This window comes from Paractinoplanes brasiliensis (assembly GCF_004362215.1).
Classification (GTDB): Bacteria; Actinomycetota; Actinomycetes; order Mycobacteriales; family Micromonosporaceae; genus Actinoplanes; species Actinoplanes brasiliensis.
In genome coordinates this window covers 4,448,372-4,462,637 of sequence record NZ_SNWR01000001.1, presented here as the reverse complement: position 1 = coordinate 4,462,637, position 14,266 = coordinate 4,448,372, and the positions used below count along the sequence as shown (strand labels likewise).

Annotated in this window: 15 protein-coding genes; 9 read left to right on the top strand and 6 right to left on the bottom strand. The window is 70.4% G+C overall.

The features are described 5' to 3' along the window. Nucleotides 1-22: 22 nt before the first annotated feature. A complete protein-coding gene (locus C8E87_RS20215) occupies nt 23-1,051 on the bottom strand; it encodes a YlbL family protein (RefSeq protein WP_133874547.1) in 1,029 nt (342 codons plus the stop codon). A 90-nt stretch (nt 1,052-1,141) separates the two neighbouring features. Between C8E87_RS20215 and C8E87_RS20210 the strand changes: the two genes are divergently transcribed. Together C8E87_RS20210 and C8E87_RS20205 are read left to right on the top strand one after the other, a co-directional pair. Continuing rightward, nucleotides 1,142-2,401, top strand: coding sequence for a zinc-dependent metalloprotease (locus C8E87_RS20210; protein ID WP_133874546.1), 1,260 nt, complete (start codon nt 1,142-1,144; stop codon nt 2,399-2,401). Next, nucleotides 2,398-2,994 (top strand): hypothetical protein, encoded by a 597-nt coding sequence (locus tag C8E87_RS20205; RefSeq protein ID WP_133874545.1) that lies wholly within the window; start codon nt 2,398-2,400, stop codon nt 2,992-2,994. Before C8E87_RS20210 ends, C8E87_RS20205 begins: the two co-directional genes overlap by 4 nt. A 33-nt stretch (nt 2,995-3,027) precedes the next feature. Here C8E87_RS20205 and C8E87_RS20200 read toward each other — a convergent pair whose 3' ends face one another. Next, nucleotides 3,028-3,561 (bottom strand): M48 metallopeptidase family protein, encoded by a 534-nt coding sequence (locus C8E87_RS20200; RefSeq protein WP_133874544.1) that lies wholly within the window; start codon nt 3,559-3,561, stop codon nt 3,028-3,030. Between the two features lie 470 nt (nt 3,562-4,031). Between C8E87_RS20200 and C8E87_RS43760 the strand changes: the two genes are divergently transcribed. The 4 genes from C8E87_RS43760 (at nt 4,032) to C8E87_RS20185 (ending at nt 8,597) form a co-directional block, all read left to right on the top strand. Next, a complete protein-coding gene (locus tag C8E87_RS43760) occupies nt 4,032-4,193 on the top strand; it encodes a DUF5679 domain-containing protein (protein WP_164842208.1) in 162 nt (53 codons plus the stop codon). 271 nt (nt 4,194-4,464) lie between these two features. Further along, nucleotides 4,465-5,526: a ThiF family adenylyltransferase gene (locus C8E87_RS20195; protein WP_133874543.1), complete on the top strand. Its 1,062-nt coding sequence runs from the start codon at nt 4,465-4,467 to the stop codon at nt 5,524-5,526. 436 nt (nt 5,527-5,962) lie between these two features. Further along, entirely contained in the window at nt 5,963-7,312 is a 1,350-nt protein-coding gene (locus tag C8E87_RS20190; RefSeq protein ID WP_133874542.1) for an ABC1 kinase family protein, read from the top strand. 7 nt (nt 7,313-7,319) lie between these two features. Continuing rightward, nucleotides 7,320-8,597: a M18 family aminopeptidase gene (locus tag C8E87_RS20185; protein ID WP_133874541.1), complete on the top strand. Its 1,278-nt coding sequence runs from the start codon at nt 7,320-7,322 to the stop codon at nt 8,595-8,597. Nucleotides 8,598-8,646: 49 nt separating this feature from the next. Here C8E87_RS20185 and C8E87_RS20180 read toward each other — a convergent pair whose 3' ends face one another. After that, complete coding sequence (locus C8E87_RS20180; protein ID WP_133874540.1) at nt 8,647-8,895, bottom strand: mycoredoxin; 249 nt, start codon at nt 8,893-8,895, stop codon at nt 8,647-8,649. 82 nt (nt 8,896-8,977) lie between these two features. Between C8E87_RS20180 and C8E87_RS20175 the strand changes: the two genes are divergently transcribed. The 3 genes from C8E87_RS20175 (at nt 8,978) to C8E87_RS20165 (ending at nt 12,077) form a co-directional block, all read left to right on the top strand. Further along, the gene (locus C8E87_RS20175; RefSeq protein ID WP_133874539.1) at nt 8,978-11,110 is read left to right on the top strand and encodes an ATP-dependent DNA helicase UvrD2; all 2,133 of its coding nucleotides are present in this window, start codon (nt 8,978-8,980) and stop codon (nt 11,108-11,110) included. A gap of 123 nt (nt 11,111-11,233) precedes the next feature. Then, nucleotides 11,234-11,572: a hypothetical protein gene (locus C8E87_RS20170; RefSeq protein WP_133874538.1), complete on the top strand. Its 339-nt coding sequence runs from the start codon at nt 11,234-11,236 to the stop codon at nt 11,570-11,572. 142 nt (nt 11,573-11,714) lie between these two features. Next, nucleotides 11,715-12,077 carry a WhiB family transcriptional regulator gene (locus C8E87_RS20165; RefSeq protein WP_133874537.1) on the top strand — a complete coding sequence of 121 codons (363 nt, stop codon included), beginning with the start codon at nt 11,715-11,717 and terminating at the stop codon, nt 12,075-12,077. Between the two features lie 301 nt (nt 12,078-12,378). Here the strand turns inward: C8E87_RS20165 and C8E87_RS20155 are convergent, their stop codons facing one another. From C8E87_RS20155 to C8E87_RS20145, 3 genes are read right to left on the bottom strand one after another with little or no spacing between them, the layout of a single operon-like run. Next, nucleotides 12,379-12,831, bottom strand: a complete 453-nt coding sequence (locus tag C8E87_RS20155; protein ID WP_133874535.1) for a hypothetical protein — start codon at nt 12,829-12,831, stop codon at nt 12,379-12,381. Next, the gene (locus C8E87_RS20150; protein ID WP_133874534.1) at nt 12,828-13,280 is read right to left on the bottom strand and encodes a hypothetical protein; all 453 of its coding nucleotides are present in this window, start codon (nt 13,278-13,280) and stop codon (nt 12,828-12,830) included. The genes C8E87_RS20155 and C8E87_RS20150 overlap by 4 nt, the downstream gene beginning before the upstream one ends. Nucleotides 13,281-13,307: 27 nt before the next feature. Next, nucleotides 13,308-14,201 (bottom strand): phytanoyl-CoA dioxygenase family protein, encoded by an 894-nt coding sequence (locus C8E87_RS20145; RefSeq protein ID WP_133874533.1) that lies wholly within the window; start codon nt 14,199-14,201, stop codon nt 13,308-13,310. Between the last annotated feature and the right edge of the window lie 65 nt (nt 14,202-14,266).

Below are 14,266 nucleotides of genomic sequence, written 5' to 3'. Positions count from 1 at the left end.
GTGTCTCACAGTACGTCATCTGTCACGCGGCCGAGCAGGGCTTCGGAGTGCCGCCACCGCTGAAGGTCTTGAGCGCGGTGAGCGCGTCGTCCACGGTGGCCACCTCGGCCATCACAAGCCCGTCGACCGAGTTCCGCAGCGCCTCGGCGCAGTTTCCCTTGGGCACGAGGAACAGTTGAGCGCCGGCTTTCTTGGCGCCGACCAGCTTCTGCGGGATCCCGCCGATCGGGCCGACGTTGCCGTCGTTGTCGATCGTTCCCGTACCCGCAACGATCTTTCCGCCGGTCAGGTCCTCCGGCTTGATCTTGTCCATGATCCCGAGCGTGAACATCAGCCCCGCGCTCGGTCCGCCGATCTTGTCGAGGTCGATCTCGACCTTGAACGGGGCGTCCTGTTTGGCGCCGATCTCGATGCCCAGCCGCGGCGTGTTGTCGTCGGCGGAGGCCTTGGTCGTGATCTTCGCCGTCGCGGCCTTGCCGCCGCGCAGGTAGGAGATGGCGAGCTCGCTGCCGGCCGGCTTGGCCCGGACCAGCTCGGTCAGTTTCGCCGGGGAGTCGACCGCCGTGCCGTCGACCGCGGTGATCACATCGTCCTTCTGCAGGATCCCGGTCGCGGCGCCGCCCTCGACGACCTTGCTGACGGCCGGACGCGCCGGGTAGCCCAGCTTGGTCAGAGCGACCGTGACCGCGCTGCTCTGTGACTGGGTCCACTCTTCGGCGTTCTTCTGTTCGACCTGCTTCTCCGTACGGTCCGGCGGGTAGATCAGCTCACGCGGGACGACCGCGTCCGACGAGCTGAACCAGCTGCTGATCGCCCACACCAGCTCCACCTGCGACTGCACGTTCACCGTGGTCAGGCGCAGCTGCCCGGCCGACGTCGTGGTCTTGGCGTCCGTCACCTGGATCACCTCGGTGCCGTTGTCCGAGCCGAGCGTGTTCACCGTCGGGCCGGGTTTGAGCACCACGTAGGGCAGGGGTGCGGCCATCACACCGACTGCCAGCAGGGCGGTGATCAGGGCGCCGAGGATTACGGTGACACCACGACGTCTCATGCGCGTGAGACTATCGCCCCTGCCTGAGTTCTCTCTGAGCTGACACCGCCATGGGTCCGGAGCGGCCGTTTCGCGCGTACGGTTGAACACGTGCCTGATATTCCGTTCGGCTTCTCCCTGCCGGGCGCCCAGCCGCCCGACCCCTCCGACCCGCAGCAGATGCAGCAGTTCATGGCGCAGCTGCAGCAGATGTTCGCCGGGGCCGGCAGTGGCCCCGTGAACTGGGACCTCGCCCGTCAGGTCGCGCAGAGCCAGCTCTCCGCCGCCGGTGACCCCGCCGTGAACATGTTCGAGCGCCACCAGGTCGAGGAATCGCTGCGCCTCGCCGACCTGTGGCTCGACCCGGCCTCCGCGCTGCCCAGCGGCATCCGGGTGGCCGCCGCGTGGAACCGCAACGAGTGGATCTACAACACGCTCGAGGTGTGGAAGAAGCTGTGCGACCCGATCGCGGGCCGCATGGTCGGCGCCATGGGCGATCTCGTGCCCGACGAGGCCAAGGCCCAGCTCGGCCCGATGCAGTCGATGGTGGCGACCCTGGGCGGGGCGCTCTTCGGCGGGCAGCTCGGCCAGGCCCTGGGCCAGCTCGCGGCCGAGGTGCTCTCGGCGGGCGACATCGGCTTGCCGCTCGGCCCCAACGGCACCGCCGCCCTCGTCCCGGCCAACATCAAGGCGTACGGGGACGGCCTGGAGATCCCCGAGGACCAGGTCCGGCTGTACGTTGCCCTGCGTGAGGCGGCCCACCAGCGGCTCTTCGGGCACGTGCCGTGGCTGCGCGCGCACGTGCTGAGCGCCGTGGAGACGTACGCGAACGGCATCACCGTGAATCGTGAGGCCATCGAGGAAGCGATGAGCCGCGTCGACCCCGCCGACCCGGAGTCGATGCAGGCCATGGCGCTCGAGGGCATCTTCACGCCGGAGGACACGCCGCAGCAGAAGCAGAGCCTGGCCCGCCTCGAGACGGCGCTCGCGCTGATCGAGGGCTGGGTCGGCCACGTGGTCGACAGCGCGGCCGGCGACAGGTTGCCGTCCGTGGTGCAGCTGGGCGAGGCGTTCCGGCGCCGGCGTGCGGCGGGTGGCCCGGCCGAGCAGACGTTCGCCGCGCTCGTCGGCCTCGAGCTGCGCCCGCGCCGCCTGCGTGAGGCGGGCGCGCTGTGGTCCGCCGTCCTCGAGCACCGCGGTGTGCAGGGCCGCGACGCCCTGTGGGGCCACCCCGACCTGCTGCCGACCGACGAGGACTTCGCCAACCCGCAGGTCTTCGCCCAGGGCACCCCCGACTGGGACATCAGCGAGCTCGAGAACCTCGAGAAGAACGAGGGCGACAAGGGCGAAGGCGACGACAGCGACAAGTGACTCGCCGACTGGTAGCGGCACTGCTGGTGCCGGTGACATGGAGCCCGCCCGGCGTTGATCTGACCGCTTGGCGGGCCGCCCTGGCCGAGGACGTCGTCGACCTGCTGGCGCGGCTTGCCCAGGCCGAGGCGGCGATCGCGGCCACGAGCGCCGATCTGACGCTGGCCGAAGAGATCGCCTGGCCCGGGATGCGCCTGTACGAGGTGCCCACGGCGACGTTTCTGCCGGTGCTGAGCGCCGCGGCGGCCGACGGTTTCGATCAGGCCGCTGTGATCGCCGCCGACGCGCCCGACGTGCCCGGGATGATCCTCGGCAAGCTGCTGCGCCCCCTGGAGAACAAGGCTGTCGCGGTGGCGCCGGGCGGGCCCGGCAACGGTCTGCTGGGCCTGGCCACGAGCCTGCCGGCGCCGCCATGGCTGACCGATCACGACCTCGACTCGGCGAGCGCCCAGGTGCTGCGGCGAGGCGCTCCCAGCCCGGGCGACGTCTCGTCCACGCCCGAGTGGCGGCGGCTGCGGGGGCCGGCCGAGCTGGCGAGCCTTGATCCGGCGCTGGAGGGCTGGGACAACACGCGAGCGCTTCTCGGCGGGTGAAAACCCTTCCCCGCGTACGGGGGAAGGTGTTGATCAGTCGTCGGCGAGGACCAGGCCGGTGGCCGCCGAGATGCCCTCGAGGTAACCACGGGCTCGCTCGGACTTGCCGAAGCGGTTGACCAGCTCCCAGAACGTGGCGTTGTGGCTCGGCACGACCAGGTGGGACAGCTCGTGCAGCAACACGTAGTCGATGACCCAGTCGGGCATTTCCTGGATGCGGTGCGAGATCCGGATCGTGCCGTCGTCGGGGGTGCAGGAACCCCAGCGGCCGTTCTGGTTGGTCACCCAGCGCACACTGGCGGGCCGCACCTTGTCGGCGTGGTCGGACAGGTATCGGGTCGTCAGGCGGCGGGCTCTGACCAGCAGCTCGTCGTCGGTGCGCTGGATGCGTTCGTCGCGGGCGGCCAGGCGGGCCAGCATCCGCTCGACCCACTCGGTCTCCTCGGCCCGGGAGAACCGGTCGGGGATGAGCACCACCACGCGCTCACCATCGCGGTACGCGGACACTGTGCGCCGACGGCGCTGGCTGCGCCGCACTTCCACGACAGGCTTGCGCGTCCGGGCCATTACCGGCTCGCGCGGCCCAGATTCGGGTTCACGTTGAGACGCTAATCCGTGAGACCCATGTCACCGCAAGAGTACGCCGGATGACACCCGCCGGATTTGCGTACTTCGTCCAGGTAATACCGAAAAAATTTTGCACGCGAGCAACATCCGCGCCCCCTCGCCAACCTAGCGCATGCCGAGATGTGGTCACCATCGCGCGCAACGTCCCATTTCTGCCCGTTTGATGGCACATCACGGCGTGTTGCGGCACAACATCCCAAAAAGGGCGATTCGGACCGGCACACTCAGCGTCGTCGGCGAGACCGCCGACGCCGCGCTGACATGGAACAGGCCTGACCTGGGTAGTGCTCGCCCGACGGGTGGCCACATCCGCGTGGTCGGAGCGGTCCAGCGCCGAACACAGGTCGCGGCCTGCCACCGCGAGCAGGCATCGGGATCGACCCGGCCGACAACATGAACGAGGAGGAACCGTGGCCGACAACACGTACAACGGCTACTGCGTGAAGTGCAAGGAGAAGCGCGACTTCCAGGGCACCGTCGAAGTGTCGAAGACGGGCATGAACATGGCCAAGGGCAAGTGCCCGGTGTGCGGGACGACCGTGAACCGCATCCTGGGCAAGGCCAAGGTCTGAGCCGGACGACCCCCGCAGGCTTCGCCCCACTAGGCCATCGTCAAGCCTGCGGCAAGGTCGTTCACCCACCCGGGGAGGGCACCTCGCCCTCCCCGGTGCATTACCCCTCAGGGGCGCAACCCGATCTGTCCACACACGTTGAGTGAGGTTGTGGATAACTGTCTCGGCCTGTGGATAACTTCCCGAAGCCTGTGGACAGAGCGCGTCACGACCCTTCGAGGCCTGTGGACAACTTCTCGCTCCGCGTTTTTGTGGTGACATCGTGTGACGCGTGAACCGTCCCACGCTCATCCCCGGACTCCCTCGCGTCTGGCGCAACCGCTTCGAGTTGCAGCTGGGCTCCGACCCCACCCGCGCCGCGGTGCTGCGCCTGCCCGATCCGCGCGCCGCCCGCGTGCTCGACCTCCTCGACGGCAGCCGCCCCGAGCGAGTGGTGATGCTCGAAGCCGTCGCCGACGGTGTCCCACCCCACGAGGCCCGGGCCGTGCTCGACGCGCTGGAAGCCGCGGGCCTGACCGTGCCGGCCACGGCGCTCCTCCCTCCCGTACGCGGCGCCGACCGCTTGACCGGCGAGGCAGCGGTGCTCGCCCTGCGCGGCGAAGGTTCACCGACCCCCGCCACCCGGCTGCGCCGCCGAGGCGCTTCCCGCGTGGTGATCTGCGGGCAGGGACGGCTCGGCGCTTCGATTGCCGTGGCGCTGGCCGAGGCGGGGGTCGGTCACATCCACCTCGACCTGCCCGGCCTGGTGCACCGGGGCGAGCTGGCGGGCGGGCCGCTGCGCGCCTCCGACATCGGCCGGACGCGCACCGAGGCGGTTGAGGCGGCCGTCGCGCGCACCGTCGAGGGCGTCGAGACCAACGGCGTACGTGGTCAGCCCGCCACCCTGGTCATTCAGCTCGACCCGGACAGCCCCGTCGCCGTGGTCGCGGCGGCCTACGCCGGCCGCCGCCAGCCCCACCTCGCGGTGACCATCCGCGACGGCGCCCCGGTGATCGGCCCCCTGGTCCCCGCCGTCGGCGGCCCCTGCCTCGCCTGTCTCGACCTGCACCGCCGCGACCGCGACGCCGCCTGGCCCGGACAGCCGCCCCGCACCCTGCCCGAACCGTGCACCGTGGCCACCCTGCTGGCCGCGACCGCGGTGGCCGTCGAGGAGTCGCTGACCTTCATCGACGGCGGCTCCCCGGGGACGCTGGGCGCCTCGATCGAGCTGACCAACCCGACCCGCCAGCGCCGCCGCACGTGGACGCCGCACCCCGACTGCGACTGCGCCCGCCGCCCCGCCCGCCAGCGGGTCAACCCGTCAGCGGCGCCGACCGCCACCCAACCGCCCTGACCGCCTCTGCCTCCGGGCGACACCCAACCGCCGCGATCTCATGTGCCGCCGGACGCCACCCATTGGCAGTGACCACGCCTGCCTTCAACTCCTGCGCGGCGCCGGCTCTGCCTCCGCTGGGATCGCCGGCGCACGGCCGGATCCTGCTTGCCCGGCCCTTGGGCATCTGTCCCGAAGCGCTAACTTTCGCCAATCCGGAGAAACCCTTGTGACGGATATATCCGGCAGACGGGGAGAGCTTCTGGAGGAGCGACACTGGCCGCTTACTTACGTTCCGTGTCTTCCGCCGGCGTCGGGCGGGATGGCCCGGCGAGGGTGCGGTTGGGGAGGTTTGGTGATGGGAGTTGGGAATTGGGGGGTGGACTTTTCGGGCGTTGTAGGGGCAACCGGCTTCAGGCGGGCGTTTCATCAGCCGCGTTTCGGTCACAATGATCTGGTGAGCGACATACCGCGGCGTGCGGCGGCCCGCACCGCCAAGCTGGCGGCGCTTCCGCTGGGGTTCGCCGGGCGCACGGCGCTGGGGCTCGGCAAGCGTGCCGTCGGGATGGCTTCCGATGTGATCTCGGAGGACATCCAGCGGCGCACCGCCGAGCAGCTGTTCAGCGTCCTGGGGCAGCTCAAGGGCGGCGCCATGAAGTTCGGGCAGGCGTTGAGCGTCTTCGAGGCCGCCATGCCCGAAGAGATGGCCGGCCCCTACCGGCAGGCGCTCACCAAGCTGCAGGAGGCCGCGCCGCCGATGCCCGTGGCCAGCCTGCACAGGGCGCTGGCCGAGCAGCTCGGCGAGGACTGGCGTGACCTGTTCGCCGAGTTCGACGACAGCCCGGCCGCCGCCGCCAGCATCGGGCAGGTGCATCGCGCCGTCTGGAAGTTGCCGCCGGCCCGCCGGAACGCGAAGCCCAAAACCTTGCCCGTCGCGGTCAAGGTGCAGTATCCGGGCGCCGGCGACGCGCTGCTGGCCGACCTCAAGCAGCTGTCCCGACTGGCCCACATGTTCAAGATCATCCAGCCTGGCATGGACATCAAGCCGCTGCTGGCCGAGCTTCGGGAACGCATCACCGAGGAGCTCGACTACGCCATGGAGGCCGAGACCCAGCGGGCCTTCGCCGAGGCGTACGGGAACGATCCCGAGATCTTCGTGCCGCGGGTGATCGCGTCGGCGCCACGGGTGCTGGTCACCGAGTGGGTCGACGGCACGCCGCTGGCCAAGGTGATCGCCGACGGCACCGAGCAGGAACGGGACGAGGCCGGGCGTCTCATGGCGACCCTGCACTTCTCGGCGCCCGCCCGCGCGGGGCTGCTGCACGCCGACCCGCACCCGGGCAACTTCCGGATGCTGCCCGACGGCCGCCTCGGCGTGATCGACTTCGGCGCGGTGGCCCGGCTGCCCGAGGGACTGCCCGAACCGATCGGCCGGTTGGTGCGGCTCGCGCTCGACGGCGACGCCGCCGGGGTGGCCGACGGGCTGCGCGAGGAAGGTTTCATCAAGCCCGACGACGAGATCGACGCGCAGGCCGTGCTCGACTTCCTGCGTCCGATGATCGAGCCGGTCGCCGTCGAGAAGTTCCGCTTCACCCGGGCCTGGCTGCGCGGTGAGGCGACCAGGTTGAGCAGCCCGCGCTCGCCGGCCTACCAGCTGAGCCGCAAACTCAACCTGCCACCGTCGTACCTGATGATCCACCGGGTGACGCTGGGCTCGATCGGCGTGCTGTGCCAGCTGGAGGCCGAGGCGCCGTACCGCGGGATCTTGGAGAAGTGGTTGCCGGGCTTCGCGCCGCCCATGATCTGATGGGCCGATGGACGCCACCGCCCACATCGATGATCTGGCAGCCTTCGTCTCGGCGTCGCCGAGCTCCTACCACGCCGCCGCCGAGGTGGCGCGCAGGCTGGGCGAGGCCGGCTACGAGACGCTCGACGAGACGGCCGACTGGACCGACGCCGTACGCCCCGGGGCCCGCCTCCTGATCGTGCGCGACGGCTCGGTCATCGCGCTGGCGTTGCCCTCGGCGGCCGGCCGGGGCACCCCGTTCCGGATCCTCGGCGCGCACACCGACTCCCCCGGCTTCAAACTCAAGCCGAAGCCCTCGACGGCCGCCTTCGGCTGGTGGCAGGCGGGCGTCGAGGTGTACGGCGGCCCGATCGTCGCGTCCTGGTTCGATCGCGAGCTCGAGTTCGCGGGCCGGGTCGTGCACCGCGACGGCACCGTGCACCTGGTCCGCACCGGCCCGTTCGCTCGCATCCCGCACCTCGCCATCCACCTCGACCGCGCGGTGAACGAGTCGTTCGCGCCCGACAAGCAGCGCGAGCTGCAGCCGGTCTGGGGCGCCGGTGGCCCCGGGGACGCCGACGTCGTGGGGCATCTGGCCCGCCTGGCCGGGATCCCCGACGCCGACCTGGCCGGCTACGACGTCGTCACCGTGGACTCGGCCGGCCCGGCCCGGTTCGGCGCCGGCGAGAAACTGTTCGCCTCGGCCCGCCTGGACAACCTCTCGTCCGTGCACGCCGGAGTGACCGCGCTGCTGGCGGCCGAGCCGAGCGACGCGATCGCCGTGCTGGCCGCTTTCGACCACGAGGAAATCGGATCGGAGAGCCGCTCGGGGGCGGCCGGGCCCTTCCTGGCCGACGTGCTGGAGCGGGTCGTGACCGGGCTCGGCGGCGACCGTTCCGATCTGGCCCGCGCGATCGCCGGCTCGTGGTGCCTGTCGTCCGACGCCGGGCACGCCGTGCACCCGAACCGGCCGGAGCGTCACGACCCGGTCAACCGCCCGGTCACCGGGGCCGGCCCGCTGTTGAAGATCAATGCGAATCAGCGCTACATGACCGACGGGCCCGGCGCCGCGCTGTGGAGCCGCACCTGCGCGGCGGCCGGGGTGCCGTACCAGGAGTTCGTCTCGAACAACTCGGTGCCGTGCGGCTCGACGATCGGCCCGATCACCGCGGCCCGGATCGGCATCCCGACGCTGGACGTCGGCGTCCCGCTGCTTTCGATGCACTCGGCCCGTGAGATGTGCCACGTCGACGACCCGGCCTACCTGAGCGGCGCGATCCGGGTCTTCCTGTCGGCCCAAGAATGATCAAAAAAGGAAGCCCCGGCGTGTTGCCGGGGCTTCCGTGAAGGGTCGGTCAGGCGGCCAGGGCTTCCTTGACCTGAACGATCGAGGGGTTGGTCATGACGATCTCGTCGCCACCGCCGCCCGGGGCGATCCGCACCGTGGGCACGGTCTGATTGCCGCCGTTCACGCTCATGACGAACTCGGCCGCCTCCGGTTGCAGCTCGATGTCCACCACCTCGTACGCGATGCCCTCCCGGTCGAGCTGCGACTTCAAACGGTGGCAATAGCCGCACCAGGACGTCGAGTACATGGTCAGCATCGGTCGGATTTCCCTTCGGACGGGTCACATGGCACAGCGCCTTCCGGCACAACGTCCGGGCCGGGTGCCATGATTCCCTACCGTGCGGACTGAAGCGGTGCTGGCCGGGCTCGACCCCGAGCAACGGACGGCGGTGACGGCCCCGGCCGGGCCGGTCTGCATCCTGGCTGGCGCGGGCACCGGCAAGACCCGGGCGATCACCCATCGGATCGCCTACCGGACGCTCACCGGCGAGGTCAGCCCCCGCCACATCCTCGCGGTCACCTTCACCGCGCGGGCCGCCGCCGAGATGCGGTCCCGGCTGACCGAACTGGGCGCGGCCGGCGTGCAGGCCCGCACGTTCCACGCGGCGGCGCTGCGGCAGGTCCGCTATTTCGCGCCCCGGCTGCTCGAGGGCCGGGCCATGCCGGAACTGCTCGAGAGCAAGGCGCGCGTGGTCGGCCTGGCCGCGGCCCGGGCCGGGGTGCGCGCCGACCGTACGGGGGCGCGGGACCTCGCCAGTGAGATCGAGTGGGCCAAGTCGTCGCTGGTCGAGCCGGGCGAGTACGCCGTCGCGGCCAAGAAGGCGCTGCGCGAGCCGCCCTTCGAGCCCGACAAGGTGGCCGAGGTCTTCGCGGCGTACGAGTCTCTCAAGCGCCGCCAGGGGGTGATCGACTTCGAGGACATGCTGCGTGCCGCGGTGTGGGGCATCGAGGAGCACCCGGACGTGGCCGAGCAGATCCGCTCGCAGTACAGGCACTTCGTGGTCGACGAGTACCAGGACGTCAACCCGCTGCAGCAGCGCCTGCTCGAGGCCTGGCTGGGCGGGCGGGACGACCTGACCGTCGTCGGCGACGCCAGCCAGACGATCTACTCGTTCACCGGCGCCACCTCGTCCTACCTGATCGACTTCCCGCGGCAGCGGCGCGACGCCGTGGTGATCCGGCTCGTCCGCGACTACCGCTCCACCCCGCAGGTGGTCGGCCTGGCCAACGCGGTGATCCGCCAGGCCCGCGGCAACGAGGCCCGGCTGCGGCTCGAACTGGTCGGGCAGCGGCCACCCGGCGCCGAGCCCGAGCTCAAGATCTTTCCGGACGAGGCGGGCGAGGCGGTCGCGGTGGCCCGCCGGTGCCGTGACCTGATCGCCGCGGGCACGCCGGCCAGCGAGATAGCGGTGCTGTTCCGGACCAACGCGCAGTCCGAGGCGTACGAGAAGGCTCTGGCCGAGGCCGAGGTGCCCTACGTCGTACGGGGCGCGGAGCGCTTCTTCGAACGACCCGAGATCCGTCAGGCCATGATCGCGATGCGCGCCGCGGTCCGCTCGATACCCGGTGAGACCCCGCTGGTGCAGGCGGTCGTGGAGGCGCTGGCGGCGACCGGCTGGCAGCGCGAGCAGCCCCCGCCCGGTGGCGCCGCCCGCGAACAGTGGGAGGCCCTGGCGGCGATCGTTGCGCTGGCCGAGGAGTACGCCCGCGCGCCCGTCCTGGAGCCGATCGGGCAGGCCGGCGCCGTGCAGCGCGATGTGACGCTGGCCGAATTCAATGACGAACTGGCGCGCCGGGCCGAGCAGCAGCACGCCCCGACCATGGCCGGTGTGACGCTCGCCTCACTTCACTCGGCAAAGGGTCTGGAGTGGGACGCGGTGTTCCTTGTCGGGCTGGCCGACGGCACGTTGCCGACCATGTACGCCAAAACCCCCGAGCAGCTCGAGGAGGAGCGCCGCCTGCTCTACGTCGGGGTCACCCGGGCCAGGCAGTGGCTGTGGCTCTCGTACGGGCAATCGCGCTCGCCGGGTGGCCGGGCCCGGCGTCCGTGCCGGTTCCTGCCGCAGCTCGAACGGAACTCGCCGACCGAACGCGCCGGTGACCGGAGTCGGAAACCCGACCGAAGGCGCTCCCAGGTGTCCTCGTGCCGGGTTTGCGGCGCCACCCTGCTGGCCGGCGCCGATCGCAAACTCGGCCGCTGCCCGACCTGCCCCTCGGACCTCGACGAGGACCTTTTCGCCCGCCTGCAGCAGTGGCGTTCGGCCACCGCCGGCGAGCTCAAAGTGCCTGCGTACGTGGTTTTCACCGATGCGACGCTGGTGGCCATGGCCGAACGTCGGCCGAGCAGTCCGGCCGAGCTGCTGGCGATCGCCGGCATCGGCCCCCGGAAGCTGGGTCAATACGGCGATTCGGTCTTCGCGTTGGTGGCCGGAGCGAGCGCCGAGGAAGTTGCTCGAAAAAACTTTGGATAATTCGTTTGCCCTCTCCTGTAGGGCAGGCATAGCCTCAGTTCACACCTCGCCGAGCAGGGATGTTCGGCGGGCAGAACACAGCGATATCACTACGAGCGCAACGCGATGGAGGAGGTGGCACCGATGGAGATCTACACGATGAGCATGACGCGACCGTCGATGCCGCTGACCCGTGCCTGCGCTCCGTCCGTCTCGCTGCTCGCCCCGGCCCCCGTGTGGGCTCCGGCGGCGGCTGAGCGGGCTCCGTTCGTGGCCACCGCTCCCGTTTCGGGGCCGGTTCTGGCTGCTGAGCGGGCTCCGGCTTCGCAGGTGCACCAGGTCTCCGTCCGGGCCGAGCTGGGCGGCGCACTGGAGCTTCAGCAGGTCGAAGGCAGCACTGGGTTCAAGGGCAGCAATGTCTCCATCAGCAAGCGCTACACGGATGGTGGCAGCGGTGTCCCGCCTCGAGGAAGGCCGGTCTGACAAATCAGACCCCTGGCTCACCTCGAGGCCGCGGAACCCGTAACCGGGATCCGCGGCCTAATTTTTTTGCCGGCTCACCCGCCGGTGCACGACCGGAACGCGATCCAGAAGATCGATGAGAAGAGAGAGGTGACCGGGCTTTATGAGTCTGGCGCTGGCCCCACTCGACGTGAGCGTCGAGATCGAGGCAAACCTGCCCTGTCGGAAGTTCGACCCGGACCTGTGGTTCTCGGACTCCCCGGCCCAGCTGGAACTGGCCAAGTCGCTCTGCGGGGACTGCCCGCTGCGCGTCGAGTGCCTGGCCGGCGCGGCCGAGCGGAACGAGCCCTGGGGTGTCTGGGGTGGCGAGATCTTCGAGCGTGGCGCCGTGGTTCCGCGCAAGCGGCCGCGTGGCCGTCCTCGCAAGGTCGACGTGGCCCGTGACGCCGAACTGGCCCACGAGGTCGAGGAGCGGCTCGCCGCTGACGGAATCGACTCCCGCAACGCCGTCCGACTGGCGGCCTGACATGACGACCCTGAGCGACAACCTCGCCGACTACCGAAAGCAGACCCCCGCTGTGTCCTCGAACGGAGCAACCAAGATGAGACTCATCCAAGAAGCGTTATCACGGGCTCGAATGCGTCGGCCTCAGAGTGACTACACACCTGAGGCACACCGTCCCGCTCGCCAGGTCGCACTGGAGGCGCGTCACGCCGCCACTCGCGAACTCGGTGGCCGGCGATTCTGATCCCCCGCGATCATCGCGATTGACTGAAGATCGATAGAGAGCCGGAGAGGCCCGTCCACCGCAGCGTGGACGGGCCTCTCACTGGTTCCGTACGGTGTTCGCGATCGCGTCGACGGCGAGCTCCTCGGCCTCCACGATCAGGCTCTCGAGCTCGCCGTCGGTCATGGCCAGCTCGTCCACCAGGCCGGCGAAGAGCAGCAGGTGGGCCCGGCTGCGGACAGGGTCGCTGATCTCGTCGACCGGCACAGTCTCGTCCAGCGCGTCGCGGATCAGCATCTCGGCCGCGAGCGGGGGCAGGGCCGCGGAAGCGTGCTGCTTCAGGATCGTCGAAACGGTGCGCCGGATCTCGGCCAGCGGGCTGTCCGGCTCGAACCGACGGCGGACGGCGAGCTGGAAAGCGATCTCCCACACGTGGCGGGTGGCGGAGGTCGGCTTCTCACCGTGCGCGGGCGCGTCCTCGTACGCGACACGTCGCAGGTAACGCCCGGCGGCGGTGTGGATGCCCTGGACCGGCGAGAAGATCGGGCTCATGGCGCGAGCCGGCCGAGACGGGTGAGCCGCCATTCCGCCTGGTGCACCAGCGCCACCAGCTCGGGCGTCGGCACCCCGGGCGGCCGGGCCAGGTCGCCGACGATGTAACAGATCAGCTCGAAACGGCGAAGATCCGGGATTCCGTACGCCAGTTCGGGCTCGCCGATCACCGAGCGGATCACCGCCTCGGCCTCGCGGGCCAGCTCGCCGCCGGCCGGCAGCTCCTGATATTCGAGCAGGTCGCGCACGTACGCCGTGACGTCGCGCGGATCCCGCCCGACGAAGCCGCGCCGCACCGCGACCGTGAAGAGCTCGCGCAGCAGCCGGACGGCGCGCGGCGAGTCGTTCAGACGCGACAGCGACCGCGCCGGGCTCTTCTCCCCGAGCGCGTCGAGCAGAAGCCGGCCCGCCGCGGTCGCCGCGCTGCCCAATGTCCCGGTTTGTCCCACAAGATCAGGTTATCCGGGAAACGGGTGTTACGGGATGAGAGCCGGGATGCTGGAGTCGAGCAGGCCCCGCTCCTTGAGGGCGCCGTAGAGCGGCGTGGTCTCGGGGTAGTGACCCCACGCGTGGTCGCCGCTGCCGTCCCCCTGCGGGCAGTGACCCAGCAGCTGCTTCTGCACGTCGTTGAAGCCGGCCCACTCGGGGGTGTTCGGCAGGTCGGCAACGTCGTCGCGACCGGCGATCCACCGGTAGGTGTAGCCGAAGAAGGCGCCGACGCGGGTGATCTCCGAGTAGTTGTCGGAGCGGGCGTGCCACAGGCGACGGTCGAACACGACCAGGTCGCCCGGGTTCGCGGTGATCTGCAGCGCGCCCTCGGGCTGCGGCCACGGGACACCGCGGCTCGGCGGGCCGGGCAGCCAGTTGGTCTTGTGGCTGCCCGGCAGCACGGTGAAGTTGCCGCGGCCGGTCTCGCTCACGTCCGACAGCCAGTAGGCCAGCTTGACCGACAGCGTCGGACGGGGATCGGTCTCGATCTCGCGGTTCTGCCGGCCGCCGTCCTGGTGCCAGTGCCACCAGTCCTTCTGCTTCTCGTGGATCTGCGGGTGCACGTCGATGTGCGAGTGGTAGACGTGCACGTTCCAGCCCAGCAGCGACCAGATGTAGCGGAACGCCACCGGGTGGTCGAGCAGGAAGGCCAGCTCGGGCAGCGAGGTCACCGCGGAGAGCTGGTGCAGCGCGCCGGTCGCGCCGAGCCCGTGGCCACCGGGCTGACCGGCCCGTTCGAAGGCGCCAAGGACGGCGTTGCGCGCGACCTCGATCTCGCTCTCGGACAGAACCCCGGGCACCACGAGGAACCCGTCCCGGTCGAACTGGGCCCGCTCGTCCGCGGTCATCGGGGCCCAAGCGGGCGCTTGCACCTGCGTCATCGATCTTCCGCCTCTCGGTCTTTGTAAACCGAGACGCTGCTGAGCCGCTTTCTGGTTACTCGTTC